This is a genomic window from Pseudoflavonifractor phocaeensis (assembly GCF_016901735.1).
Classification (GTDB): domain Bacteria; phylum Bacillota; class Clostridia; order Oscillospirales; family Oscillospiraceae; genus Pseudoflavonifractor_A.
Map to the genome: position 1 here is coordinate 90,564 of NZ_JACLZC010000001.1, position 25,089 is coordinate 115,652.

Here is a 25,089-nt window from a genome sequence, read left to right on the forward strand (position 1 = left end):
TGGTCTCCTTTTATTCTTCCGCTGTGATGGATTTCAAATACTCCACCAGCTCCTCAAAGGCCATGCCCCGGGACGCTTTGACCAGAATGGTGGCCCCGGGCTTGACCAGCGTGTCCAGCACCGGCTTTGCCGCCTCCTTGTCCGCGCAGTAGCAGACCTCCGGCACGCCGGCCTTGCGGGCCGCGTCCGCGATGTGGCGGGAGAGCCCTCCCACCGCCACCAGGCAGTCCACCCCCGCCTTGCCCAGATACTCCCCCACGCCGGCGTGGAGAGCGGGAGCCAGGGGGCCCAGCTCGAACATATCCCCCAGCACCGCCGCCCGATAGCTGCCGTTGCTGGTGGACAGCACCTCCACCGCCGCCCGCATGGACTGGGGATTGGCGTTGTAGGTGTCGTTGAGGATGGTGATGCCGTCCCCCCGATGGAGGATGTTCATGCGCATCTTGGTGGGGGCGAAATGGAGAACCCCCCGGATGATCTCCTCCTGGGTGAGGCCGAAATGTTCGCCCACCGCCGCCGCCATCAGGGTGGGATAGATCATGTGCTCCCCCAGGGCCGGGATCTCCACGTCCCGGTCCATGCGGGGGGTGGTGATGCGGCAGGTGATGCGGCTTTTCCCGTCGCTGCGCACGTCGCTGGCCCGGTAGTCCAGACCCTCCGCCGCGCCGCACCACACCGTCTCAAAGGGCAGGACGTCCTTTTTGCTGCGCAGGAGGGGGTCGTCGCCGTTGAGGATTACATGGCAGTTGGGCTTGGCGTGGTGGAAGATCTCGCACTTGGCCTCCAGAATCTTTTCCCGGCTGCCGAAAAACTCAATATGAGAGTCCCCGATGTTGGTGATGAGGGCCACGTCCGGCTCCACGATGTCGGACAGGTAGTCGATCTCCCCGGCGTGGTTCATGCCCAGCTCCAGCACGGCAATCTCGTGGCTGTGGTTGAGCCGCAGCAGGGTCATGGGCACCCCGATGTCGTTGTTCAGATTGCCCTCGGTCTTGAGGACCTTGAACTTCTCCCCCAGCACGGCGGCCACCATGTCCTTCGTGGTGGTCTTGCCCACCGAGCCGGTCAGCGCCACCACCGGGATCCGGAACTTCTTTTTATAATACTTGGCCAGATCCCGAAGGGCCCTGGAGGTGTTGGCCACCTTGATATAGAACTTGCCGGGCAGATAGCTCTCCCGCTCCCGCTGGGTGAAGCAGCCCGCCGCGCCCCCCTCCAGGGCGGCGTTGATGTAGGCGTGGCCGTCGAACCGCTCCCCCACCAGCGGCACAAAGAGGCTGTCGGGATGGATGGTCCGGCTGTCGGTCTCCACCCGGGCCACCTGCCGGCTTTCCTCAACCGGCTCGCCCAGCAGACGGCCGCCTACCGCCTCCAGAATCTCTCGTATGGTCATCGGCTCCATTACAGCTTCTCTCCTTACTTTCCCTGTTTTCTGGCCTCCAGCGAGGCGTTTACGATCCGCTGGCAGAGGGTGGGGTAGTCGATCCCCACCGCCGCCGCCTCCTGGGGCAGAAGGCTGGTAGGCGTCATGCCAGGCAGGGTGTTGATCTCCAAAAACCAGGGCTCCCCCGCCTCGTCCAGAATGAAATCCGCCCGGGCGTAGACCGACAGGCCCAGCAGCTCGTAGACCCGCACCGCCGCTTCCCGCAGCTTCTTCTCTTCCTGCTCCGTCACCGGCGCGGGACAGACCTCCAGCGCCGCGCCGGGCTGGTATTTGTTGGCGTAGTCATAAAAGTCCGCCTTGGGGATGATCTCAATGGAGGGCAGCGCCGTCCCGTCCAGAATGCCCACCTGGACCTCCCGCCCCTTGACATACTGCTCCAGCACCGTCCGGCCGCCCAGCGAAAGCCCTTCGGTGAGGGCCGCCCGCAGCTCCTGGGCCGTGTGGGCGATGGATACCCCGATGGACGAGCCGCTGGCCACCGGCTTTACCACCAGGGGCAGCCGGGCCTTGGCCACCAGGCCGTCGATGTCCTCCGCCGTATAGTGTACCGTTTTCCAGCCGGGGGTGGACACCACTTCCTCCACCATCCGCTTGGTCAGGTCCTTATCCATGGCGATGGCGCTGCTGAGATAGCCCGCGCCGGTGTAGGGAATGCCCATCAGGTCAAAGGCGGCCTGGACCCGGCCGTCCTCCCCGCAGGCCCCGTGGAGGGCCAGAAAGACCAGGTCCGCCGCCTGGCACAGCTCCACCACGCCGGGGCCGAATACGCTGGCGCTCTGGTCCTTCCGGCTGGCGCGCACCTGCTCCAGGTCGGGCGCCGCCGTGCTGATGTGCTTGGCCTCCGCCGACAGCGGCGCGTCAAACAGATCCTCCAGTGCGCCCGTATGGCCTTCCAGGCCGAAAAACAGGTCCACCAGCGCCGCCCGATGGCCCAGGCCCCGCAGCGCCTCGGTCACCATAGTGCCCGTGGAAAGAGATACGTTCCGTTCCGGCGAGAGCCCGCCGGCCAATACTACAATTTTCATGCTATTCCGACACCTCGATACAATCAGTCTGCCCCGTTGCGGCAGGATAAGATACGCATTTTGCCCCTATTATAGCACACTCTCCCGCCACGCTCAACGCAAAAAATACCATCCGGCACTCCGCCTCCCTTTGGGCAAAAAAGCCCGCCGCAAAATTGTGAGGATGCACAATTCTGCGGCGGGTATCCAGAGGCTTGTTCCCCTTACCTCATTTGTTTATACGCCCAGCATGGCGGGTACGATGCCGCCCAGCAGGCCAACCAGCAGGCAGGCAATGACCAGCTCGAAGAGGGCCCACTTGATGATGCCACCCAGGAGCTTGGAGTCCTGTCCCACTAGGCCCACGGCCGCGGCGGCGGTGGCGATGCACTGGGGAGAGAGGATCTTGCCGATGCCGGCGCCGGTGGAGTTGGCGGCGGCCAGCCAGAACTGGGACGCGCCGATCTGCTCGGCGGCGGTGGTCTGAAGGGTGCCCAGCAGAACCTCGGTGGAGGTGCCGCTGCCGGTGATGAAGGCGCCCAGGGCCGCGATGATGGGGGCCACGAAGGGATAGAAGGACCCGGTAATGGTGACGAACAGAGAGGCCATGTCATCGATCATGCCGCAGTAGGTCATGATCTTGGCCACCGCCAGCACCGACATGATGGTGATGATGGTCTTGGACATCTGCTTCACCGTGGCCACCAGGGTCTCCCACATGACCTTGCCGCTGGCTTTCTGGACGATACCGCCGATGATGGCGGCCACAAAGATCCAGATGCCCGGGGTGTTGATCCAGCTGAAGGAGGCGTTGCCCGCGTTGGCCGAGGTGCTGATCTTAAAGGAGCTGGCAAAGGTGGCCAGGAAGTTGTTCACCGGCGGCACCAGCTTGGAGGTGGCCAGCAGCAGAACAAAGATCAGAATGAAGGGCAGCCAGGAGATGAAGGCCTTGTTGCCGTCGATTTTGATCGCCTTGGAGGGGTCGGCGCCCATGTTGTACTCCGCCGGGACCTCCCCCTTGCGGGCACGGGCCATGAGAATGGTAAAGCCCAGGCTGAACACGCAGCCCACGATGACCGCCAGCTCGGGGCCGGTGAACTTGGCCACCACCAGCTGGGGCACCACGAAGGACACGCCGGACACCAGGGTGATGCCCACCATGCCCTTGAGGGCCTTGAGACCGCCGCCGCCCACAATGACCATCAGGAAGGGCACCAGGATCATAAAGGGCACCATCTGCACCACCGTCACGAAGGCCAGCGTCACCGGGTCCAGTCCGGTCACGTTGGACAGGGTCACCGTGGGGATACCCACAGAGCCGAAGGCCGTGGGGAAGGCGTTGGCCAGCATACACACCAGGCAGGCCGCGATGGGGTCCATGCCCATGCCGGCCAGCATGCTGGCGGGAATGGCGATGGCGGTACCGAAGCCGGCCATGCCCTCCATGAAGCCGCCGAAGCACCAGCCGATGAGAAGCACCAGCACCCGCTTGTCCGCCGAGACGCCGGTGAGCATCTGCTTGATGACATCCATGGCCCCCGTTTTCAGGGACAGGTTGTATGTAAAGATGGCGGCGATGATGACCAGGATGATGGGCCACAGCGCCGAGGCAAAGCCCTCCAGCGCCGAGGTGGCGCAGTCAAGAACCGGCATCTTCCAGATAAAGAGAGACTCCACAATGGCAATGCCCAGCGCCCCCAGACAGGCGATGTGGCCGGGCAGCTTCAATCCCGTCAGCGCCACGATCAGCCAGATGATGGGCAGCAGCGCCAGGACGCCCATGAGTATGATGGTTCCCATAAACGTATCAGCTCCTCATTTTTATTTTGCGTCTCGATGCTCAATGCGCGTGCCTGCGTTCCCCTTCTCCGCTTGTCGCCCCCCTTTGCTGTTGTACCGGTCGGTTTGCTTTTGTGTCTTTTATACAAGGACTTTTTTGCGGATTCTATCCGCCTTTTTCAGATCGTGTCCGAAATACCTAGAGTTTTACAGCCTTCCGGCACTTTAATTTTTGCTTAATCACTTCACAACCCACTTAATTTTTACCTTAGCGTTATTTTAGCGCTTTCTTCTCAGAATGTCCAGTCTATTTTTTTCGCTACTCATGGTGTTACCTTCGCTTTATCTCATTTATTTCTACTCTTCAGTTTACCTAATTTTCCGTCAAAACGACGAAAATTTATTTGAACTTGTCAGTATTTTTCCAGGTTTTTTGTGGTTTTTGTCTGTTTTTTATCCTTAAAACGCCAGTTTTTATCCAAAATATCCAGTTGCCCACTGCGTACAAAGCGTATCCCGCCGCATCCCGTCCTCCCCCCTTGCATATCTGTCCGGTTGTGGTAAACTAAGGGCAGTGAAGGGACCGGTCCGGTGCTGCGGCCGGTCCCATTTGGGTACAGAATCAGACGGAACGATTTTTTGAAAGACGGAGGGATCATCCTATGCGCATTCCCTATGGTACCACCGGATTGGAGCTCAAGCGGGACGTCTCCGGCGCCGAGGTGCTGGAGTCCGCCATCGGCACTCTGAAGGCCCAGGCCAGCGAGGACGACCTGGTCCGGCAGGCCATGGCCAACCCCATCGGCTCCCCCACCCTGCGTCAGCTGGCCCAGGGGAAAAAGACCGCCACCATCATTATCAGCGACCATACCCGCCCCGTGCCCAGCAAGCACATCCTCCCCTTTATGCTGGAGGAACTGCGGCAGGGCAACCCCGACATCGACATCACCCTCCTCATCGCCACCGGCTTCCACCGCCCCACCACCCACGAAGAGCTGGTCAATAAGGTGGGCGAGAAGATCGCCAACGAAGAGAAGTTCGTCTGCCACGACAGCCGCGACGCCGAGAGCAACGTGGAAATCGGCGTGCTCCCCTCCGGCGCCAAGCTGGTCATCGACAAGGTGGCCGCTCAGACCGACCTGCTGGTGGCCGAGGGCTTCATCGAGCCCCACTTCTTCGCCGGCTTCTCCGGCGGCCGTAAGAGCATCCTCCCCGGCGTGTGCGACCAGGTCACCGTCCTGGGCAATCACTGCGCCAAGTTCATCGACTCCCCCTATGCCCGCACCGGTATCCTGGAGGGCAACCCCCTCCACAACGACATGGTAGCCGCCGCCAAGCTGGCCAAGCTCCAGTACATCGTCAACGTGGTCATCGACGAGGACAAGCACGTGGCCGCCGCCTTCGCCGGCGACCCCTTCCAGGCCCATGAACAGGGCTGCGCCTTCCTCAAGGGCTACTGCCGCGTCAAGCCCGAGAAGAAGGGCGACATCGTCCTCACCTCCAACGGCGGCGCGCCCCTGGACCAGAATGTGTATCAGTCCGTCAAGGGCCTCACCGCCGCCGAAGCGGCCGCCGCCCCCGGCGCCGTGCTCATCATCTCCGCCCGCTGCAACGACGGCACCGGCGGCGAGAGCTTCTACCGCGCCCTGCGGGACTGCTCCTCCCTGGACGAGCTGATGGACCGCATCCTGGCCACCCCCATGGATAAGACCGACCCCGACCAGTGGGAGTATCAGATCCTCTGCCGTATGATGCGCAAGCATCGCATCATCTTCGTCTCCGACCCGGCCATGCAGCAGACCCTGGAGGAGATGAAGCTGGAATACGCCCCCGACCTGGATACCGCGCTGGACCGCGCCTTTGCCGACAAGGGCCCCGACGCCCATCTGGTCCTCATCCCCAACGGCATCTCGGTCATCGTGGAGCCCTGATTTTTGTTCACATACGCCTTTTGCAAAAAGGCGCTTAGGATTAGGAGGTAATTATTATGGCTCAGTACAATTCCGTTACGCCTGAGATCATCGAGCAGCTCAAAGCCGCCGTCTCCTGCCAGGTCTACACCGGTGAGGACGTCAACGCCGACTACGCCCGGGACGAAATGCCCATTTACGGCACTCGTATGCCCGAGGTGGCCATCGACGTGACCTCCACCGAGGATGTGGCCGCCATCATGAAGATCTGCAACGAGAACCACATCCCCGTCACCTGCCGCGGCGCGGGCACCGGCCTGGCCGGCGCTTGTACCCCCATCGCCGGCGGCGTGGTCATCTGCACCACCAAGATGAAGAAGATCCTGGGCTATGACACCGATAACTTCGTGGTCCACGTTCAGCCCGGCGTGCTCCTCAACGACCTGGCCGAGGACGCCTTGAAGCAGGGCCTCCTGTATCCCCCCGATCCCGGCGAGAAGTTCGCCACCCTGGGCGGCAACGTGGCCACCAACGCCGGCGGCATGCGCGCCGTCAAGTACGGCGCTACCCGCGATTACGTCTCCGCCATGACGGTGGTCCTCCCCTCCGGCGAGATCGTGAAGTTCGGCTCCAACGTCTCCAAGACCTCCTCCGGCTACTCCCTCCTCAACCTGATGATCGGCTCCGAGGGCACCCTGGGCATCATCACCGAGCTGACCCTGAAGCTCATCCCCGCCCCCAAGCAGACCGTCAGCCTCATCGTCCCCTTCGAGGACCTGCAGACCGCCATCGCCACCGTGCCTCTCTTTAAGAAGAACCACATGAATCCCCAGGCCCTGGAGTTCTTTGAGCGCGAGATCCTCATCTCCTCCGAGGAGTACCTGGGCAAGGCGGTGTTCCCCCGCAATGTGGGCGGCACCGACGTGGGCGCTTACCTGCTGGTGACCTTCGACGGCAACACCCAGGACGAGATCGACGCCATGGTGGAGCAGGGCGCCGAACTGGTGCTGGAGGCCGGCGCCATGGACGTGCTGGTGGCCGACTCTCCCACCAAGATGAAGGACGCCTGGGCGGCCCGTTCCTCCTTCCTGGAAGGCATCGAGGAGCAGACCAAGCTGCTGGACGAGTGCGACGTGGTGGTCCCCGTCAGCCGCATCGCCGACTTTGTGGGCTACTTCAAGAGCATCGAGGGCAACTATGACTTCGCCGTCAAGAGCTTCGGCCACGCCGGCGACGGCAACCTGCACATTTACACCTGCGCCAACGACATGGATCTGGATGAGTTCAAGAAGCAGGTGGACGACTTCATGAACCACATCTACGACAAGGCCACCGAGATGGGCGGTCTGGTCTCCGGCGAGCACGGCATCGGCATGGGCAAGATCGACTATCTGGCCCGCTCCGTGGGCGCCACCAACATGAAGCTCATGGAAGAGATCAAGAAGGTCTTTGACCCCAACCTGATCCTCAACCCCGGCAAGGTGTGCTACAAGCTGTAAGTTTTCATCCCTTCTCTCTCAGCTGCGGGGACCGTATCTCTGATACGGTCCCCGCGTTTCTGTGCCGGGACGACAGGCGTCTCATACAGGGCGCAAGATCTCATCCGAAAGCCGGCGGGCGACCACAAGGGTCGCCCCTACGGAGTGTCATGGACGACAGGCGTATCATCATAAGGATCGTTCTGTCCTTTTACCTAAATCTCTGTTTGTTTTCCACGGAAAATTTTGCTGGACATTTTCCGCCGGATATACTAGAATAAAAACAACCCCATGAGGGAGTAGTGAGCGTACGGCTTCCCCCGTACGGGTCAGTACCAACATCCGTCGGTCCCCCGACTGGTCTGACTGAAACCACAAGACTCATGCGCCTGGCGATTACGCCTGTGCGCATGAGTCTTTTTGCATATAATAACCCTATCTCTCTCGATATCGGAAAGGATGAAGTGCGTTTTGTACTACAATGAAAGCCCGGAAAAAGTGCTTCAGGACCTGCACGCTTCCGCTGATGGCCTAACCGCCGGGGAGGCCGCCAAGCGCATGGAGCGGTATGGCCCCAACCAACTGGCCGAAGGAAAGAAGGCATCCCTCTTCCAGCGCTTTTTGGAGCAGCTCAAAGACCCCATGATTATCATTCTGCTGGCCGCCGCCCTCATCTCGGGCATCACCAGCGTCTACTCCGGCGAGAGCTTCGCCGACGTCATCATCATCCTGGCGGTGGTGCTCATCAATGCGGTGCTGGGCGTCTACCAGGAGAGCAAGGCCGAAAAGGCCATCGAAGCCCTCCAGCAGATGACCGCCTCCACCTGTAAGGTCCTGCGGGACGGCAAACAGCTCTCCCTCAAAAACACCGACCTGGTCCCCGGCGACATCGTCCTTCTGGAGGCCGGCGACGCCGTCCCCGCCGACGGTCGCATCCTGGAAAGCGCCTCCCTCAAGATCGAGGAGTCCGCCCTCACCGGCGAGAGCGTCCCCGTCAACAAGGCCATCGACGTCCTCCAACTGGGGGCCGACCAGAAGTCCATCCCCCTGGGCGACCGGAAGAACATGGCCTATATGGGCTCCGCCGTGGTCTACGGCCGGGGCGCCATGGTGGTCACCGCCACCGGCATGGAGACCGAGATGGGCAAGATCGCCACCGCCCTGGCCGACACCCAGGACGGTCAGACCCCCCTCCAGAAAAAGCTGGAGCAGCTGGGCAAGACTTTGAGCGTCCTGGTGCTGGGCATCTGCGTCTTTATGTTCATCTTTAGCCTCCTCCGCGCCGGCGACTTCCACCTGGAAGTGATTCTGGACACCTTTATGGTGGCCGTCTCCCTGGCTGTGGCCGCCATTCCGGAGGGCCTGGCCGCCGTGGTCACCGTGGTCCTCTCCATCGGCGTGACCAATATGTCCAAGCGCAACGCCGTCATCCGCCGTCTCACCGCCGTGGAGACCCTGGGCTGCGCCCAGATCATCTGCTCCGATAAAACCGGTACCCTGACCCAGAACAAGATGACGGTGGTGGAACACACCGGCGTGGGTACGGAAGCCGCCAAGGGTATGGCCCTTTGCTCCGACGCCAAGTGGCAGGACGGCGCCGCCGTGGGCGAGCCCACCGAGTGCGCCCTGGTGGCCTGGGCCGCCTCCCTGGATATGCCCAAGGACCGGCTGGAACAGGAGCTGCCCCGGGTGGCCGAGGTCCCCTTCGACAGCGGACGCAAAATGATGAGCACCCTCCACAAGACGGGCAGCTCCTTTATCCAGTACACCAAGGGCGCCCCCGACGTGGTGCTGGACCGCTGCACCTATTATATAAAGGAGGGCCAGGTCCTCCCCATGGACGAGAAGGCCCGTACCGAGATCATGGCCCAGAACAAGGCCATGGCTGACAAGGCCCTCCGGGTGCTGGCCGTGGCCCAGCGGCTGTGGGACGCTCCTCCCGCCGACGCCGAGAGCGACACCTGGGAGCGGCAGCTCACCTTCCTGGGTCTGGCCGGCATGATCGACCCGGTCCGCCCCGAGGTGGTGGACGCCGTGGCCCAGTGCCGTGACGCCGGCATCCAGCCTGTCATGATCACCGGCGACCACCGGGACACCGCCGTGGCCATCGCCCGCACCCTGGGCATCCTGGACGACGAGTCCCAGGCCATCACCGGCGCCCAGCTGGACGACCTGAGCGACGACGAGCTGGCCAAAAACATCGACCACTTCCACGTCTACGCCCGGGTACAGCCCGAACACAAGGTGCGCATCGTCAAGGCCTGGAAGGCCCGGGGCTGCATCACCGCCATGACCGGCGACGGCGTCAACGACGCCCCCTCCATCAAGGCCGCCGACATCGGCGTGGGCATGGGCATCACCGGTACCGACGTCACCAAAAATGCCGCCGATATGGTGCTGGCCGACGATAACTTTGCCACCATCGTCACCGCCGTGGGCGAAGGCCGCCGCATTTATGACAACATCCGCAAGTCCATCCAGTTCCTCCTGGCCTCCAACATGAGCGAGGTCATCGGCGTGTTTGTCTCCACTCTGCTGGGCTTCACCCTGCTGGAGCCGGTGCATCTGCTGTGGATTAACCTCATCACCGACACCTTCCCAGCCCTGGCCCTGGGCACCGAAAAGGCCGAGCCCAACGTGATGCACCGTCCCCCCCGCAGCACCTCCGACGGCATTTTCGCCGGCGGTATGGGTGTGGACATTGCCTATCAGGGTATTCTGGTGGCTGTCATCACTCTGGCTTCCTACTTCGTAGGCCACTATATGGAGAGCGGCGTGTGGGAGATCGCCCAGAGCGCCGACGGTATGACCATGGCCTTCCTCACTATGAGTATGTGTGAGATCTTCCACTCCATCAACATGCGCAGCCAGCGGGGCAGCATCTTCTCCCTCCCCACTCAGAACAAGCTCCTGTGGCTGTCCATGCTGGGCAGTCTGGTGCTGTCCACCGCCGTGCTCTATGTCCCCGGCCTGTCCACCGCCTTCGGCTTTGAGCACATCAGCCTGGCCGAGTACGGCGTGGCCCTCCTGATGGCCGTGTGCGTCATCCCCCTGGTGGAGATCGTCAAGTTCGTCCAGCGCGCCATGGCCAAGCACAAGTAAATCCCTTTCTTCGCGGCAAAGACGCGGGGTCAGGTTTTGGATACCTGATCCCGCGCTTTTTTGTCAGAAAACATGGCCTTAAGAGGATAATATAAGAGTCTCCTTGCGCTGGCAAATATTAAATTGAATATTTTGGGAAAATATAGTAAAATAATACAAATACAATAAGGGGATATAAAATGAAGCAGAAAAAAATACGTTTTATCCTTCTAATCCTGTCGTCCATCTTAAACTCTCTCAAAACACACGACTGACCATTTCTAAGATTATCATATTGCATCCCATAATAGAGGACTCTTCTTTCGACCAAGCTAAACTCTCTAAAACGCGGGGTCAGGTTTTTAGATGCCTGATCCCGCGTTTTTTCGGTTTTTGGAAGGGCGGACGGCCACGAGGGCCGCCCCTACAAAAGTTCCGCGGCGGAACGGTATTTTTCCAGCCGCTGCCGGTCCGCCGGACCCACCCAGTCCAGCCGGGCTTCGTCGCTGTTGTGGGCCAGATCGGCCCGCTTGACCTTGCGGGCGATGGGATTGGACCGCAGACGGGCCACATAGTCCAGATAGGGCGTCCCCTCGTCGTGGGTCAGGAGAGCCAGCGCCTCCAGCACCGCCTCCGGAAAACCCATGGCCCGCAGATCGTCCAGGGTGTAGCCGGAATCCTCTATCACGTCATGGAGGAGGGCGGTACAGATCTCCGCTTCCGTGTCCATCTGCTCGGCCAGGTGGAAGGGGTGGAACACATAGGGCAGACCCCCCTTGTCCCGCTGGAACTGGTGGACCTCGAAGGAGAGGGCCAGAGCCTTCTTGGTCAGCGGCGTATAGAAAAAGCCGCTCATACCCCGTCCCCCACCGTGCTTTGAAAGAGCGTTTGGGCCGTTTCCACTATCACATCCGCCAGCTCCAGGTCCTTCAGGTCGAAGGCCGCTTCCACCCCTTCCCTGCCCAGCCAGGCCCCCAGTATATTGCCGCACACCGCGCCGGTGGAGTCGCTGTCCCCCTTGTGGTTCACCGCGGCCCGCAGCGCGGCGCAGAAATCGTCCTGATGGCGGACGGCGCAGAACACCGCGATGTACAGGGCCTCCTCCGCCACCCAGCCCTGTCCCAGGGCGTGGACGCCCTCCAGATCGGAGACCGCCGGGTCCAGGGCCAGTTCCACCGCCCGCCTGATGTCGGGCAGCAGAAGGGCGCGGAAGTCCCCGTCTCCCCGCTCCGCGCCCCGCAGCAGGACCGCTTCCAGCCGCTCCCCTTGAGAAGCGCCGTAGACGATCTCCCGCACCATCAGGGCCAGACCGCCGGAACTGAGGTAGCCCAGCGGATGGCCGTGGGTGAGCGCCCCGTCGCAGACGGCGCTCTGGAACGCCTGCTCCGGCTCTGGATAGGCCAGACCAAAGGGCGCCGCCCGCATGACGGTCCCGCAGCCCTTGCTGTTGTTGACCGGCTCCTCCGGCGTGCCGCCGTGGCGGCTGTGGTGCAGGGACGCGAGACAGGTATTGCCTGGCGCTCTCCGGGCGTGGAGCCGAGGCTCCCGGTAGAGCGTTGTTTTCGGGTGCTCCGGGTCCATCCGGCTTTGATCTCCCTGGGTGCCCAGCCACTCCAGATAGGCCGTCCATAGGGCCTTATGCAGCGCCGTACCGGCGGCTTTGGCATAGAGGATGCCTTCCACCGCAAAAAGGGTCATTTGGGTGTCGTCCGAGATGAGGGCGGGCTGTCCGGCCTGGTCCAGACGCTGGATGCCGTCTGGGCCGAACCGGCTGTAAATGGAAGCCTCATTCATGAATTCCACCGGATAGCCCAGGGCGTCGCCCACCGCGCCGCCCAGCAGGCAGCCGAAAAAAGCGTCTTGTTTCTGAATGGTCATACAAAACCGTCTCCTCTCCTTTTTCTCTTCTCCTATTTTAGCTTCTTTTCTCCCGCGTTACAAGCGCGGCAAAAATAGCGGGGAGCGGAGCCGGAGCGCTCCCGCAAAGTTTGGGAATAAAAATGCAGGATGCGTGTTTCCATCTATGTTATAATAGATATCGACATAAATCCTGGGCTTTCGCCTAAATTTGAGCTGTTATTTTCCGTTTTCCACAATAAGGAGCCGCGCATCAGAATGAACGATCTTGAATTTCAACTCTATGAGGCCCTCCACCGGATGGTCTCCGTTTTTGAATATGCACCCAACGACGCCCTTCAGACTTCCATGGAGCAAGGTATTGCCTCCATTCAGCAAAACCACCTTCAGGTCGCTATCGTGGGCGAATTCCGCCGGGGCAAGTCCAGCCTTATCAACGCCTTGCTCGGGATGCCCATCCTGCCCGTGGACATAGAGCCTACCACCGCCACGGTAAACCGCATCGTCTACGGCAACAAGCCGGAGGCGGTCATCCACTACAAAAATGGCGACGCCGAACTTGTATCCATTGAGGATCTTTCCAAATATGTCACCAAGCTTACCGATGAATCGGCTTCCATCGCCCGGAATGTCCGGGAGGCCGAGATCCGTTACCCTACCGAGCTCTGTCGGCACAACATCGACATTTTAGATACCCCCGGCCTCAACGACGAGGAAAATATGACCCTGGTTACAGAGCAGGTGCTCCAATATGTCGACGCCGCCATCGTTGTCATTAAGGCCACCATGCCTTACAGCGATACCGAATGTGAGTGGGTGGCCCGGCTCATCGGTTGTGAGAATATCCGCCACATCCTCTTCGCGGTGACCTGTATGGATCTGGTCCGGCCGAGAGAACGGCAGCGCCTTACCGCTTACCTCCTGGAGCGGATCACCCAGCATACGCTGGAAAAGGTCCAGAACCTCTTCTCCGACAAGCCGGATATCCTCCAAAAAGCCCGGCGTATGCTGGAAAGTCAGCACATACTCCATCCCGTCTCCTCCCTGATGGCCCTGGAGTCCTTTGAAAATGGCGACTATGACCAATTGGAGGAAAGCGGCCTGCCCGCCTTCAAAAAGCAGCTTGTGACCATCCTGTGCGCGCAGCGTCAGCTCTCCTCCATTCGCCACGCAAATCAGATGGCGGAAAAGATACAAACCTGGTTTTCCCAGCATGCCCCACAGAATGCGCCCATGGAGCTGGAGGCCCAGAAGCAGCGCTTCCTCACGGCGGATGACCGGCAAAAACAATATTTTCAGCAACGTTCGGCGCAGATGGAACAGGCTCTCTCCCAGATATACCCCACCCTGCCCTTTTTCCCAAACGCCGCGTTTTATGATGAGATTATGCAGTGTTTTATTCGCTGCCTCTCCTCTATTCAGGAATATTCTAATCCGGCCATTTATGCCGCGCTGCAGGAGGCCATGGATGAGATCCGGCGGGAGGTCGTTCCCCCCTTCCAGTCCAAACTCCAAAAGGAATGCAACGCCGCCATTATACGGCAGGCCATATTCTACCTTCGGATGCGGGAGGAACGGCTCTTTGGGCAGGACGACGGCGTCAGCCTTCTCAGAGAGCACTTTCCCTCCTCCGACGACCTGCAAGCGCGTATGCGTGCCGCGCTGTCCGACACCCCATTCGTCATGCTCCCGGGCTTTTCCATGATGTTCCCCAGGACGCTGGTGGGTAAGGACCTGATCCGAACTCCCATCGCGCCGGCAGTGCAGCAATACACCCTCCAATGCGCTCAGATCTGGACTTCCGCCCTGCGTCCTTATGTGGAAAATGCTATGTACGCCATGATGCAGGCTGAACCGCTGGAGCTGACAAAGACATATACCCGCCTTACCTTCCAGTGGATCGGCGCGCTGGAGGAAAAAGAAAAGCAGCGGCAGAATATGTACCAGCGGGCGCTTCAACAGCTGGAAGAGGCCTGCGGACAGATCAGCTGTATTGCTGCAAAGGAGAACGTTTTATAGACATAGCGGCTGGAAAATACCCGATTTTTGCCCGCGTTGCGGCACTTTCTCCAGATTCAGCCAAGGCTCACGCCGAGTCCTGCCTGAAATGCTGTGTGAATCAATAATGAGGTGATTAACCATGGGAGGATTCCGAATTAACGGCTGTGGTACCAAGGAATACTTCACGCGGATAAAATGCATTGGGGAGTATATGTGTCCCGCCTGTAAACAGACGCGGCCTTTTTATCTGGTCAGCATCAAAAATAAAATCTCTGTTTTCTTCATCCCTACCGTTACCATTCAGGAGCGCTATGGGATCATATGCGGTCACTGCGAGGAAGGAAAATATATCGAGGCAACAGAAATGCACCGGCTTATGGCTGCTCCTGCGCCCGGGACCGCATCAAAGGCAGTTCCCACGCCCACACCTGCGCCCGCGCCCAAGCCCGCACCCAAGCCCAAATCTGTCCAGAAACCAGCTGACAAGACCTGTCCCTCCTGCGGAGCGCCGGTATTCGGTTTGTTTTGCGGTAAGTGCGGCGCCAAATACGAACCGCAGAAAACGCCGCCTGCGCCCCTTTCCGTACCGCCCACTCCAAAGGAGGACAAGCCCGCGCCCAGAGATAACTGGGAATGTCCGCTCTGCGGTACTCTGAATCCGATCGATAAGCCGGTATGCAGCTTGTGCGGGCTTTCAAAACCTGCGGGAAGCTAATACGGTTGCTATAAATTATTTTTGGGAGGAAGCCTTATGGACACTAACGACACTTACAGCAGCTATCACTCCATGACGGGGCAGATCACCGAGGCGCTGAACGAAATGTCGAAGATATGCACCGAGCTGCATCTGGATGAGTCTGGCGCAGCGCTGATGGCGAGCCGAAAAAAACTCCAGAGCCACACCTTCGCTGTTGGGATCCTGGGAGAATTCAAGCGGGGGAAGAGCACCGTTATCAACGCCCTCTTGGGCACCGAGGTAATGCCCGCCGACATTCTCCCCTGCTCCGCCACTATGAACCGGGTCTCCTATGATCTCCAGCCCCACGTCCAACTGCACATGATAGACGGCGGAACCCAGGAAATCTCCGTGGACCAGCTGGCCCAGTATGTGACCAAGCTGGACGACAGCTGCTCCGCTCGGGCCGAAAATATCGAGGAGGCCGTTGTTTTTTACCCCTGCCGCTTCTGCCAAAACGGCGTGGACATCGTGGATACCCCCGGCCTCAACGACGACGAGCGTATGAACCGGATCACCGAGGAGATCGTGCCCAAGCTGGATGCCGTTATCATGGTTCTGGTTCCCGACAACCCCTTCAGCATGAGCGAAGCGGAATTTGTGCGCAACAAACTGATGTGCAGCGATATCGGACGGCTGATCTTCCTGGTCAATAAGATCGACACCGTGCGTAAGAAGGACCGCCAGCGGGTGGTGGACAGCATCCGGGAAAAGGTCATCAAAAGCGTGCTGGACAAAACCGCGCAGGTCTACGGTGAGGATTCCGAGCAGTTTAAGGCCGTAAAATCCAAGCTGGCCGATATCCGCATCTTCCCCATCTCCGCCCAAAATGCGCTGGACGGACGGCTGGACGGCGACGAGGCTATGGTGAAAGAAAGCGGTATGACCACCTTTGAGGACGCCCTGAGCCATATGCTTACCGAAGAGCGCGGCGTGCTGGAGCTGAGCGCTCCCCTGGGACAGCTCTACCGGTGCGGCGACGATGCCAAAAAGAGCGCCTTGGTTCTGATCCAGGCCCTGGACACAGACGAGGAGACCTTTATGAAAACCCAGCGCGAAACGCTGGAGCACAGCCAAAAGGTGCGGGAAAACATGAAGGCTGAGCAGCGCAGATTACAGCAAAGCGCCAAAAAGCTAAATCTCACCATGGCCTCCCGTGCGGCGGATACCTACGCCGAACTGGAGGAGGCTGCCTTGCAGATCGTGGACAACATCCACCTTGCCGATCCAAAAGCGCCTATGTCCGAACAGGTCAAACAGTCTCTCATCGACTCCGCCATGGAACAGATCGAAGCCATGTCCAAAGAAAAACTCTCCTTTTTCTGTGAGCGAATCTGCGCTGATGTCAATGAAGTTATCGGCAAGGAAGCCGTTCAGGTGAGTAATTTCGTCACACAGGCTCAGATAGAAATGAAAAAGCCCCAGCAGCTCATGAGTGCCGATCAGAATACAACCATGATCGTGGACACCGCCGGTCTGGCGCTGGACGTGGTCACCGATTTTATGGGGATTTACGGCCTGGGCGGTTTGATCTCCGGATACCGCGCCGCCGGCGTCAAAGGGGCGTTGGTGGGCGGCACGGCCGGCCTGGCCGCTAACCTTTTGGCCGCAAACCTGCTTGTGGGCGTATTGGCGGCCCCCGCGCTGCCGGTCGTCGTCATCAGCTGCGCCGTGGGTACCGTGGTGTCCAAACTCGTGTGCAACACCCTTTTCGGCAAGAGTAAAAACATCAAGGAGCTGGCCGCCCTGAAGGAAAGCATCTCTGCCCAGGTCAAGGAAAACTATACGAAGATGCGGGGAGAAAAGAGCCTGGAAAAATGGATCGAAGCCACCATCTCCGAGCAGTTCGACAGCCTGTGTACCGCTATGGAGCAGGAATGTGAACAGGCCATCCAGGAGGCCAACCGCACCGTCAGCCAGGTGAAGATTGACCTGGCCCGCAGCAAGGCGGAAAAAGAGGCCGCCCGCACAAATTACTATAAACTCATCTCCGCTGTGGACCAGCTCTTTGCTGCCATAGATCCCCTGCGCTTGAAGCTGGAAGCCTGCATGACCAGATGCTGAACCACTCGCCCAGAAACAGAAAGGAATACAATATGAGATTGCGTGAAACGACCTCCTCCCCGCTGGAGGGTATGGACCCTACCTTCCGCTCCTATCTGACCGTCCAGAAGCAGCGGTCCGCAAGACATATGCTGGGCAACGGTATACCAGATTACGCATATGGCATGGACTTTAAGCTGAGAAAAAAGCTGGACAGCATCCCCGGCTTCTATAAGATCAGCAAAAATCTGACCGTCACCCACGCCAGCCAGACCTTGCAATTGATGAATCAGAATGCCGTCTGCGCTACCCCCACCAACTTTCCGGACGTATACGAGATCGGATGTGAATGCGCCCGCCGCCTTGGCATCCCCATCCCCAACATCTACATCTTCAACGACGTGACCCTCAACGCCTACACCGTCTCCTCCGACGAGGTGGAACCGGTCATCGTGATCCACAGCGGCCTCTATGAGCGCGTGACAAAAGGGGAGCTGAAAGCCTGCATCGGCCATGAATGCGGCCATATCCAGAATTACCATGGCACCTATGACTACGTGGGTACTATCCTCGCCCACCAGGGTGCCGCGGCGCTGGGCGCGTTTTCTCAGCTGATCTCTTCCGTACTGACTCAGGGCGTGCAGCTGGCCCTCCTTTCCTGGTCCCGGGCAGCAGAGGTGACCGCCGACCGGGCGGGGCTAATCTGTGCCGATTCGCCGGAGGATTGTCATTCCCTGAACGCAAAACTGCTGTATGGCGGCGCCTTCGGCACCCAGGGCGTCGACTATAAGGCCATTGAAGAACAGCTGGAGATGCAGATGGAGAATTTTTCTAAGTATGCCGAGCTCTTCAGTACCCATCCCACTGCCGCCAGGCGAATTATGGTGGAACGAGAGTTTACACAGTGCCGTGTTTTTTACGATTGGCGGCCTGATCTCAAGAAACCGGATTCCATTATGCGCTCTTTGGAGGAATGCGACGAGCGGTGTAAAAAATACATTGATCTCACCCAAAAGGGCAGATGAGGTGTGGCAGTATGGAACAGAATATTACCTATAACATCGAAGAATTACACCAGCAGCTGGAAGAACGCCTGGACGAGCTGGGCGCCCTGCGCCGCAATGAACGTCTTTCCGCCCTCCTGGGCGCGCCCTTTATGACCAAGGTAAAGGAGTGGGAGAGCAGTATCCGCAGACAGAAGGATATCCCCTTTACCATCGTGGTCTGCGGCGAGTTTAAGCGGGGCAAGTCCAGCCTTATCAACGCCCTTTTGGGGGAGGACGTGGTGACCACCGATGTGACCACCGAGACCATTACGCTCAACCGGGTGTGCTACGGTGAACACAGCAACGCTCTGGTACTTGCCGGCGGCAAGCGGATGCTCTTGACCGATCAGCAGCTGTGCCGGTCGGAGCTGGAGCGGATTCTGGCGCAATCCAAAGAGACAAGTTACCAGCTGGAACTGAAACGTCCCATCGAATTTTTGAAGGATGTTACCATCATTGACACCCCCGGCTTGAACGATTCCCTTCTGGAGTTTGACGATATGGTGGCCGATGCCCTGATGCAGGCGGACGCGGTGGTCTATGTATTTTCCGTGGTTTACCCCCTCTCCGGCAGAGAGCAGCTTTTCTTAAAAACCTCCGTTCTGCCCCAGAAGCATACCGAGCTCTTTGTCGTAGGCAACTATACCGATATGCTGGCAAATCCGGCCCAGCTGGAGCGAATGCAGCAGGAGATCAGAACACGGATGGATACGCTGCTGCCTGGCCAGCGGGTTTATATGCTCAGCGCACTGGATGAGCGCTGCCGTCAGTTGGAGGAGGAACGCCCCAACGACACACTTCAGAAGCAGTTGGAAGAGGAATTCTGCTCCTTCCGTAAACAGGTCGCCGACCTGATCCAGGAAAAGAAGGATATGGTCCTGCCGGATCGGATGGAGCGGATGATGAGCGGTATGCGGGAAGAACTGGGCCAGGAGCTGGATGTCATTGAACACGGCGCCACCATTCAGCAGGACGCCCTCTCCAAAGAACAGCAGTCTGCCAAGCAGACCTGTGACGAGATCTTCGCCAAGCAAAATGAAACCTTGCATGCCCTCTCCCAACGCATCGAGCTGATGGAGGGAGACAGCCTTTTGTGGCTCAGTGAGCTGGCAGAACAGATGCGGACGGAGTCCTGTCATCTGGACGATATCGATTTGGAGGACATCCGCAAATATTACGCCATCTATTGTATTGATACCTTGCAGGAAGCCCTAAATCGCTGTATGGATTACCACACCGATCTCCTCTATGACGACCTGGACAAAATTTCGGAGGAGCTCTCCCGCAAGTCAGCCCTCAAACCCTCTACCCCGCAGCACAGTTTTCACTTCAAAATGAACAATAAGACCTGGACCAAGGGCGATAACGTCTCCTTTGTAATCAATCAAACCCAGCTGGGTTCCTCCCTCGTCGGTGTTTTTGCCACCGGCGTTGCCGGCGGGATGCGGCAGCGCGAGATGAAAAACAGCCGCAAATCAGTAATCGCAGATATCCAGCAGCAGTACGACAAGCTCTCCGTCACGCTGCCCGCAACCGTGAAGCGCACATACGATCAGTTTGCCAGGCAGATCCAGGAGCAGCTCCATACCTATTTTTCCGACTGCGTTTCCAAAACCCAGCAGCAGACCGAACAGCTGCTGGAGATTGCCCACCGCGCCGCAGATGAAAAGGAGGAGATCCTCCAGGCGATCAGGTCCGTACGCAGCCTGTTGGATGAAATCGCCGGATAGGCCATCTTTCCGTTCAGACACATCTATACAACAGCAAAACGGCAGGGATCAAGGGATCTCTGCCGTTTTCATCTATACATGGGCCAAAGAGGCAGATCCGCCGGCAGCGTGGACGGATGTATGTTTCCTCTTGTACACGGCATAACATTTCTGTTGACGAAAAGCCGCGCCGCTCTGCGGCAAAAGGTCTGCCAAGCGCTGAAACGGTTGAGGTGTTTTTATGGAAACCAAACTGGCCGCCGCCTATATCCGGGTCTCCACCGAGGATCAGGCCGAGTACTCCCCCGACGCCCAGCTCTCCGAGATCCGCAAGTATGCCGACGCCCACGGTTACCGCCTGCCCCAGGCGTTCGTCTTTGTGGACGAGGGCATCAGCGGCAAGCACACCGGCAAGCGCCCCGGCTTCCAGCAGATGATCGGCCTGGCCAAAACCAAGCCCAAGCCCTTTGAGGCCATTCTGCTTTGGAAGTTCTCCCGTTTCGCCCGCAACCGGGAGGACAGCATCGTCTACAAATCCATGCTCCGCCGCCAGCTGGGTATTGATGTCATCTCCATCAGCGAGCCCCTGGGAGATGACAAAACCTCCATCCTGATGGAAGCCATCATCGAGGCCATGGATGAATACTACTCCATCAACCTGGCCGAGGAGGTCAAGCGGGGCATGACCGAAAAAGCCCGCCGGGGCGGTCTCCAGAATTCTCCCCCCTTCGGCTACCGGGCGGAGGGCAACCTCCTCCGGCCCATCCCACAGGAGGCCGCGCTGGTGCGGGAGCTCTTCCGGCGCTTTGCCGGCGGACAGGGCCTCTTCCCACTGGCCAAGTGGCTCAACAGCCTGGGGGTCACCACCCACCGGGGCGGACGCTTTGAAAACCGTACGGTGGAATATATCCTCCGCAACCCGGTCTATCTCGGCAAGCTGCGCTGGAACCCCACCGGACGGACGGGGCGGGATTTCGACAGCGCGGACCTCATCCTGGCCGACGCCGGCCACGAGGCCATCGTCTCACAGGAGCTGTGGGACGCCGTACAGGCCCGCATGCTTCAGGTCAAGGCCCAGCACAAATACCATGGCCGCCCCCTCTCGGAACACCGGGACTGGGTGAGCGGACTGGTCCGCTGCGTGAACTGCGGCTCCACCCTGGTTTTTGCCAAGCCCCACTACTGGAAGTGCAACGGCTACGTCCGGGGGCGCTGCAAGACCGCCCAGCACATCTCCGACGAAAAGCTGAAGGGGATGATCCTCACTCGTATGGGCTACGACGCCGCCGGCGGCCCCGCCCTCACTTATACCATCGTGTACCCCCACACCGGCGGTCTGGACGAAGAGGCGCTTATCCGCGCCCAGCAAAAGCAGCTGACCGCCCGTCTGGGCCGCCTGCGGGAAGCCTATCTGGCGGGTGTGGAGGATCTGGAAGGTTACAAGACCGCCAAGAAGGCCATGGATGCCGAGCTGGCCGCTCTGGACGCCCGCCTGGCCAAGCTGACGCATCTCCCCAATCAGGAGGCCGAAACACCGGAGGCGGAGCCCTTCCGCTGCGCCGTCCTGCTGGCAGACCCGGAACAGCCTTTGGAGCTGAAAAAAGCAGCCGCCCATGCCATCATGGACCGATGCACCCTGGATAAGGAGGCCAACCGGCTGGAAATCTACTACCGTCTTTATTTGCCCGAATAGCCGTCTATTGCTGTATGGTCCGCCATACTGGCTGATGATAAAGGACGCCAGCTGAGGGTTGGGATTTTTGATCCGGACCGGATATTGCAGCTTCTTTTCATAGACGAACATCAGCCCTCTCCTCCCTTCTCACTGTACTCCTCCCCCATGTTCCACGGCCAGGGGTCCTGAAGCCAGGTGTACCGCTTGTCATTGGCCGCCGACTGCTGGAACAATGGGCCGTAGGACGCCTCATACTTCTGACGTCCCTCCCGCTCCAGCGCGGCGTACTGCTGGAAGAGCGCAAAGGCTTCGCTGTCCCCCTGATGGGTGTCCAGATACTGGCCCAGCTCGGCCAGTACAAATTCCAGCGCCTGCAGCTCCGCCAGCGGTCCGCTGCCCACCTTGCCCGCCTCCGCCTTCAGATGAAAGGGCAGGTTCAGACCGGGAAACAAGGTCCCGTTGCGCAGCGCCTCCTGCTGGCTGTATCGCTTGGAGCCGGTCTGCTGAAAGGGAACATAAGGCACCGCCAACGGCGCGCACTCAGGCAGCAAGCCGCAGCCGTCCGCGCAGGGCATCACCGGCGCCTGATTCTCTTGATCGGAATTCAAAGAAAATGCCTCCTTTGGTCAGATTGGAGGACCCCTCCGGGCCTCCACCCCATCCTATGCCGTTCCGCTCTGCCGGCGCCGGCTCTCTTCTGCGCCATGACCCGGTTGTCCGCCGGTTGGGGGGTCTTTTTCCCCCAAACGTCCGCCCGACGCCGCCGGTCGTTTCAAAATGGGCCCATAAAAAATCTGCCCGCCCGAAAAAACGGACGAGCAGATGTCAAACCCTTGAACTTAGAACCGGGCCACTGCCAGCACGTCGCCCGTTTGCAGCACCGTGTCCCCGTTGGGCACGATGGTCGCATCCCCCCGGCGCACCATGATGACCAGCATCCGCCGGTTGGGCGACAGCTCCCGCAGGGCCTTGTCGCACCAGCGGTGACCGCCGTCAATGGCGATCTCCTCCAGCGTCAGGTCCTCCCGGTCCTCAAAGGTGGGAGCCGCCAGCACCAGCAGGTCCCCCGCCTCGATGCGGGTGTCGCCTACGGGCAGTACGGTCTCCTTGCCGCGGAGGATCAGCACCACCAGCTGGCCCGCCGGTATGGACAGCTCCCGCAGACGCTTGCCCGCCATGGGGCTCTCCGGATCCACATGATGCTTGATAAAGGAGATGTCCCCGTTCTCCTGGTAATCGTTGAAGGTGCGCAGTACGTCGGCTTTTTCGTCGATCATGCCCATCCGGCGGGCCATGACGGGCAGCAGGCCCCCCTGGACGGACAGAGAGAGAAGCACCACCACAAACACCAGGTTAAAGAGGGAAAAGGGCAGCTCCACCCCCGCCAGCACCACATAGATGGAAAACACGATGGAGGCCACCCCACGCAGACCGGACCAGGACACCAGCCCCACCTGCCCCAGCGAGGACCGGAAGGGGGCCAGCAGCGCCGCCGTGGACAGCGGACGAGCCGCCAGCGTCAAAAAGAGCATCACCGCCAGCGCCGGCAGAAATACCGCCGGCAGCTCCGCCGGCGTCACCAGCAGGCCCAGCAGGAAAAAAATCACCATCTGTGCGATCTCTGTCAGGGCGTCGAAAAAACGCACCATGTCCTTTTTACCGGCAATTTCCCGGTTGCCCATGTAAATGCCGCAGAAGTAGACGCTCAGATAGCCATTGCCCCCCAGCACCGCCGGCAGAGCGTAGGCAATGGCCGCCACGGCAAAGAGAAAAATCGTATGGCTTTGCGCGCCGTGGAACAGACCATCCCGGCCCAGCAGCCACACCGCCACCCAGCCCACCAGCAGTCCACCCAGCAGTCCAAAGGCCATCTGCTGGAAGAGCATCAGAGGCACTGAGATTTCCTGGCCGCCGATGAGGGCCAGGAGCACCATGGTCAGCAGATAGGCCACCGGATCGTTGGAGCCGGACTCCAGCTCCAAAAGGGAGTCGGTGTGGTCCTTCAAGGCCAGCTTTCTGGCCCGCAGGATGCTGAACACCGAGGCCGCGTCGGTGGAGGCCATGACCGCGCCCACCAGCAGGCTCTCCAGCAGACCCACACGGAGCACGAGATGGACGAACGCGCCCACCAGCCCGGCGGTCAGGACCACCCCCAGGGTGGAGAGCAGGAAGGCCCGGGCCATCACCGGCCTGGCCTGCTTGACGTTGGTGCCGAAGCCGCCGTAAAACATGATGAACAGCAGCGCCACCGAGCAGATCTGTTCCGACAGGGCGTAGTCGTCAAAGGCGATGCCAAAGACCCCATTGACGCCGAAACACATACCCAGCGCGATGAAGAGGAGCAGCGACGGCACCGGCAGACGGACCGCCAGACGGTTCATCAGCACGCACAGCGCGATGACCCCTCCGGCAAAGAGCAGCAACCCATTCAACATAGAATCTCCTTTCTCCAGAAAAATAAGAATCGCCCGCAGCGACCGAGCGTCACCTCCGTCCGCGGCGGGCGTTTCAGATGTAACCGTTATCCTTCCTCCGGCGGCAGAGGGGCCTTGTGATCCACGGAGGCCTGATAAGTGCGCAAAATCCCCTTCAGCGCGTCGTCATGCACGCAGAATTCCTCCGTCAGGTGCTCCATGCTGTGCCGCACCCGCTCCAGCTCACCGGAGGCGTGGGAAATGGTGGCGTCAATGTCGCTGCGCATCCGGTCATAGCTCTCCTGTACCTTGGCGATCCACTGCTCCACTTCCCGTTTGGTCTTTTCCACCTGCACCTGAGCGGCGGCCTCCACCGCCTGGGCCCGGCAATGGGCGTCCAGCTCAATGCCCGCCGTCCGGTCCTTGATGGCCTCGTAGGCCTGAGCGGCCCGTTCGGCCTTGGCCAGCCGCTCCTTCAGGGCCGACATCTGCTCGGAAAGCTCCCCTTGCAGCTCGTCTTGCAGCTTGGACTCCCCCTGGGCCTCTTCCAGAGCCTTGTTCTTCTGGGTCAGCTGGGCGGACAGCGTGTTGATCTTGGCGCTGAGCTGGTCGATGCGGCTCCGCCGTTCCAGCCCTTCCTTTTCCAGAAGGGCGGCGCGCTCCCGCAGCTCGTCCCGCTCCGCCTGGACCTCCGCCAGGGTCTGTTCCAGCTCTTCCAGGCGCTGATTGTGCTCCCGGTTGGCCTTTTCGATATAATCCAGCACGTCCTGCTTCAAAAAGCCGCCAATGGCCGCCGTGCGGAACTGGATGTCTCCTGTCTCCATATTGATACGCTCCTTCATGGGGCTTGATTCCCCTATGATCCCAAAAATACACAAGCATTGTACCATAATTTTTCCCATATTACAACTT

General features: G+C 59.9%; 16 protein-coding genes and 1 pseudogene. 8 read left to right on the plus strand and 9 right to left on the minus strand.

Features of this window, described 5'->3' with window-relative positions; translation table 11 throughout:
• Positions 1-10: 10 nt before the first annotated feature.
• The 3 genes from H7U37_RS00490 to H7U37_RS00500 all read right to left on the minus strand — a co-directional run bounded on the left by H7U37_RS00490 (position 11) and on the right by H7U37_RS00500 (position 4,248).
• Entirely contained in the window at positions 11-1,402 is a 1,392-nt protein-coding gene (locus H7U37_RS00490) for a UDP-N-acetylmuramoyl-tripeptide--D-alanyl-D-alanine ligase (protein WP_204872735.1), read from the minus strand.
• A gap of 14 nt (positions 1,403-1,416) precedes the next feature.
• Entirely contained in the window at positions 1,417-2,469 is a 1,053-nt protein-coding gene (locus tag H7U37_RS00495; protein WP_204872737.1) for a D-alanine--D-alanine ligase family protein, read from the minus strand.
• A gap of 216 nt (positions 2,470-2,685) precedes the next feature.
• Positions 2,686-4,248, minus strand: coding sequence for an L-lactate permease (locus H7U37_RS00500; protein ID WP_204872739.1), 1,563 nt, complete (start codon positions 4,246-4,248; stop codon positions 2,686-2,688).
• A 641-nt stretch (positions 4,249-4,889) separates the two neighbouring features.
• Here H7U37_RS00500 and larA point away from each other — a divergent pair.
• The 3 genes from larA to H7U37_RS00515 all read left to right on the plus strand — a co-directional run bounded on the left by larA (position 4,890) and on the right by H7U37_RS00515 (position 10,717).
• Entirely contained in the window at positions 4,890-6,158 is a 1,269-nt protein-coding gene (gene larA, locus H7U37_RS00505; RefSeq protein ID WP_204872741.1) for a nickel-dependent lactate racemase, read from the plus strand.
• Between the two features lie 56 nt (positions 6,159-6,214).
• Positions 6,215-7,636, plus strand: a complete 1,422-nt coding sequence (locus H7U37_RS00510; protein WP_204872743.1) for an FAD-binding oxidoreductase — start codon at positions 6,215-6,217, stop codon at positions 7,634-7,636.
• A gap of 438 nt (positions 7,637-8,074) precedes the next feature.
• Positions 8,075-10,717: a calcium-translocating P-type ATPase, PMCA-type gene (locus tag H7U37_RS00515; protein ID WP_204872745.1), complete on the plus strand. Its 2,643-nt coding sequence runs from the start codon at positions 8,075-8,077 to the stop codon at positions 10,715-10,717.
• A gap of 403 nt (positions 10,718-11,120) precedes the next feature.
• Here H7U37_RS00515 and H7U37_RS00520 read toward each other — a convergent pair whose 3' ends face one another.
• Both H7U37_RS00520 and H7U37_RS00525 read right to left on the minus strand, forming a co-directional pair.
• Complete coding sequence (locus H7U37_RS00520; RefSeq protein WP_204872747.1) at positions 11,121-11,552, minus strand: GTP pyrophosphokinase; 432 nt, start codon at positions 11,550-11,552, stop codon at positions 11,121-11,123.
• Positions 11,549-12,574: an ADP-ribosylglycohydrolase family protein gene (locus tag H7U37_RS00525; protein ID WP_204872749.1), complete on the minus strand. Its 1,026-nt coding sequence runs from the start codon at positions 12,572-12,574 to the stop codon at positions 11,549-11,551. Before H7U37_RS00525 ends, H7U37_RS00520 begins: the two co-directional genes overlap by 4 nt.
• Before the next feature lie 237 nt (positions 12,575-12,811).
• Between H7U37_RS00525 and H7U37_RS00530 the strand changes: the two genes are divergently transcribed.
• The 5 genes from H7U37_RS00530 to H7U37_RS00555 all read left to right on the plus strand — a co-directional run bounded on the left by H7U37_RS00530 (position 12,812) and on the right by H7U37_RS00555 (position 21,781).
• Positions 12,812-14,572 (plus strand): dynamin family protein, encoded by a 1,761-nt coding sequence (locus H7U37_RS00530; RefSeq protein ID WP_204872751.1) that lies wholly within the window; start codon positions 12,812-12,814, stop codon positions 14,570-14,572.
• Positions 14,573-15,305: 733 nt separating this feature from the next.
• Positions 15,306-17,354, plus strand: a complete 2,049-nt coding sequence (locus tag H7U37_RS00540; RefSeq protein WP_204872754.1) for a dynamin family protein — start codon at positions 15,306-15,308, stop codon at positions 17,352-17,354.
• Between the two features lie 32 nt (positions 17,355-17,386).
• Positions 17,387-18,358, plus strand: coding sequence for a M48 family metallopeptidase (locus H7U37_RS00545; protein ID WP_204872756.1), 972 nt, complete (start codon positions 17,387-17,389; stop codon positions 18,356-18,358).
• 11 nt (positions 18,359-18,369) lie between these two features.
• A complete protein-coding gene (locus H7U37_RS00550) occupies positions 18,370-20,109 on the plus strand; it encodes a dynamin family protein (RefSeq protein WP_204872759.1) in 1,740 nt (579 codons plus the stop codon).
• Between the two features lie 220 nt (positions 20,110-20,329).
• Entirely contained in the window at positions 20,330-21,781 is a 1,452-nt protein-coding gene (locus H7U37_RS00555; RefSeq protein WP_204872761.1) for a recombinase family protein, read from the plus strand.
• A gap of 15 nt (positions 21,782-21,796) precedes the next feature.
• Here the strand turns inward: H7U37_RS00555 and H7U37_RS00560 are convergent.
• The 4 genes and pseudogenes from H7U37_RS00560 to H7U37_RS00575 all read right to left on the minus strand — a co-directional run.
• A pseudogene (locus H7U37_RS00560) lies at positions 21,797-21,892 on the minus strand (manganese catalase family protein); the annotation flags it as partial.
• Complete coding sequence (locus H7U37_RS00565; protein WP_338049724.1) at positions 21,892-22,371, minus strand: spore coat protein CotJB; 480 nt, start codon at positions 22,369-22,371, stop codon at positions 21,892-21,894. The gene H7U37_RS00565 and the pseudogene H7U37_RS00560, both read right to left, overlap by 1 nt.
• Before the next feature lie 231 nt (positions 22,372-22,602).
• A complete protein-coding gene (locus H7U37_RS00570) occupies positions 22,603-24,198 on the minus strand; it encodes a potassium/proton antiporter (RefSeq protein WP_243414176.1) in 1,596 nt (531 codons plus the stop codon).
• 86 nt (positions 24,199-24,284) lie between these two features.
• Complete coding sequence (locus H7U37_RS00575; RefSeq protein ID WP_204872762.1) at positions 24,285-25,001, minus strand: hypothetical protein; 717 nt, start codon at positions 24,999-25,001, stop codon at positions 24,285-24,287.
• Between the last annotated feature and the right edge of the window lie 88 nt (positions 25,002-25,089).

Bases quoted from the DNA above. Each gene is read 5' to 3' on its own strand.
- H7U37_RS00490 (WP_204872735.1), bottom strand. From the start codon at position 1,402: ATGGAGCCGATGACCATACGAGAGATTCTGGAGGCGGTAGGCGGCCGT.
- H7U37_RS00495 (WP_204872737.1), bottom strand. From the start codon at position 2,469: ATGAAAATTGTAGTATTGGCCGGCGGGCTCTCGCCGGAACGGAACGTA.
- H7U37_RS00500 (WP_204872739.1), bottom strand. From the start codon at position 4,248: ATGGGAACCATCATACTCATGGGCGTCCTGGCGCTGCTGCCCATCATC.
- larA (WP_204872741.1), top strand. From the start codon at position 4,890: ATGCGCATTCCCTATGGTACCACCGGATTGGAGCTCAAGCGGGACGTC.
- H7U37_RS00510 (WP_204872743.1), top strand. From the start codon at position 6,215: ATGGCTCAGTACAATTCCGTTACGCCTGAGATCATCGAGCAGCTCAAA.
- H7U37_RS00515 (WP_204872745.1), top strand. From the start codon at position 8,075: ATGAAGTGCGTTTTGTACTACAATGAAAGCCCGGAAAAAGTGCTTCAG.
- H7U37_RS00520 (WP_204872747.1), bottom strand. From the start codon at position 11,552: ATGAGCGGCTTTTTCTATACGCCGCTGACCAAGAAGGCTCTGGCCCTC.
- H7U37_RS00525 (WP_204872749.1), bottom strand. From the start codon at position 12,574: ATGACCATTCAGAAACAAGACGCTTTTTTCGGCTGCCTGCTGGGCGGC.
- H7U37_RS00530 (WP_204872751.1), top strand. From the start codon at position 12,812: ATGAACGATCTTGAATTTCAACTCTATGAGGCCCTCCACCGGATGGTC.
- H7U37_RS00540 (WP_204872754.1), top strand. From the start codon at position 15,306: ATGGACACTAACGACACTTACAGCAGCTATCACTCCATGACGGGGCAG.
- H7U37_RS00545 (WP_204872756.1), top strand. From the start codon at position 17,387: ATGAGATTGCGTGAAACGACCTCCTCCCCGCTGGAGGGTATGGACCCT.
- H7U37_RS00550 (WP_204872759.1), top strand. From the start codon at position 18,370: ATGGAACAGAATATTACCTATAACATCGAAGAATTACACCAGCAGCTG.
- H7U37_RS00555 (WP_204872761.1), top strand. From the start codon at position 20,330: ATGGAAACCAAACTGGCCGCCGCCTATATCCGGGTCTCCACCGAGGAT.
- H7U37_RS00570 (WP_243414176.1), bottom strand. From the start codon at position 24,198: ATGTTGAATGGGTTGCTGCTCTTTGCCGGAGGGGTCATCGCGCTGTGC.
- H7U37_RS00575 (WP_204872762.1), bottom strand. From the start codon at position 25,001: ATGGAGACAGGAGACATCCAGTTCCGCACGGCGGCCATTGGCGGCTTT.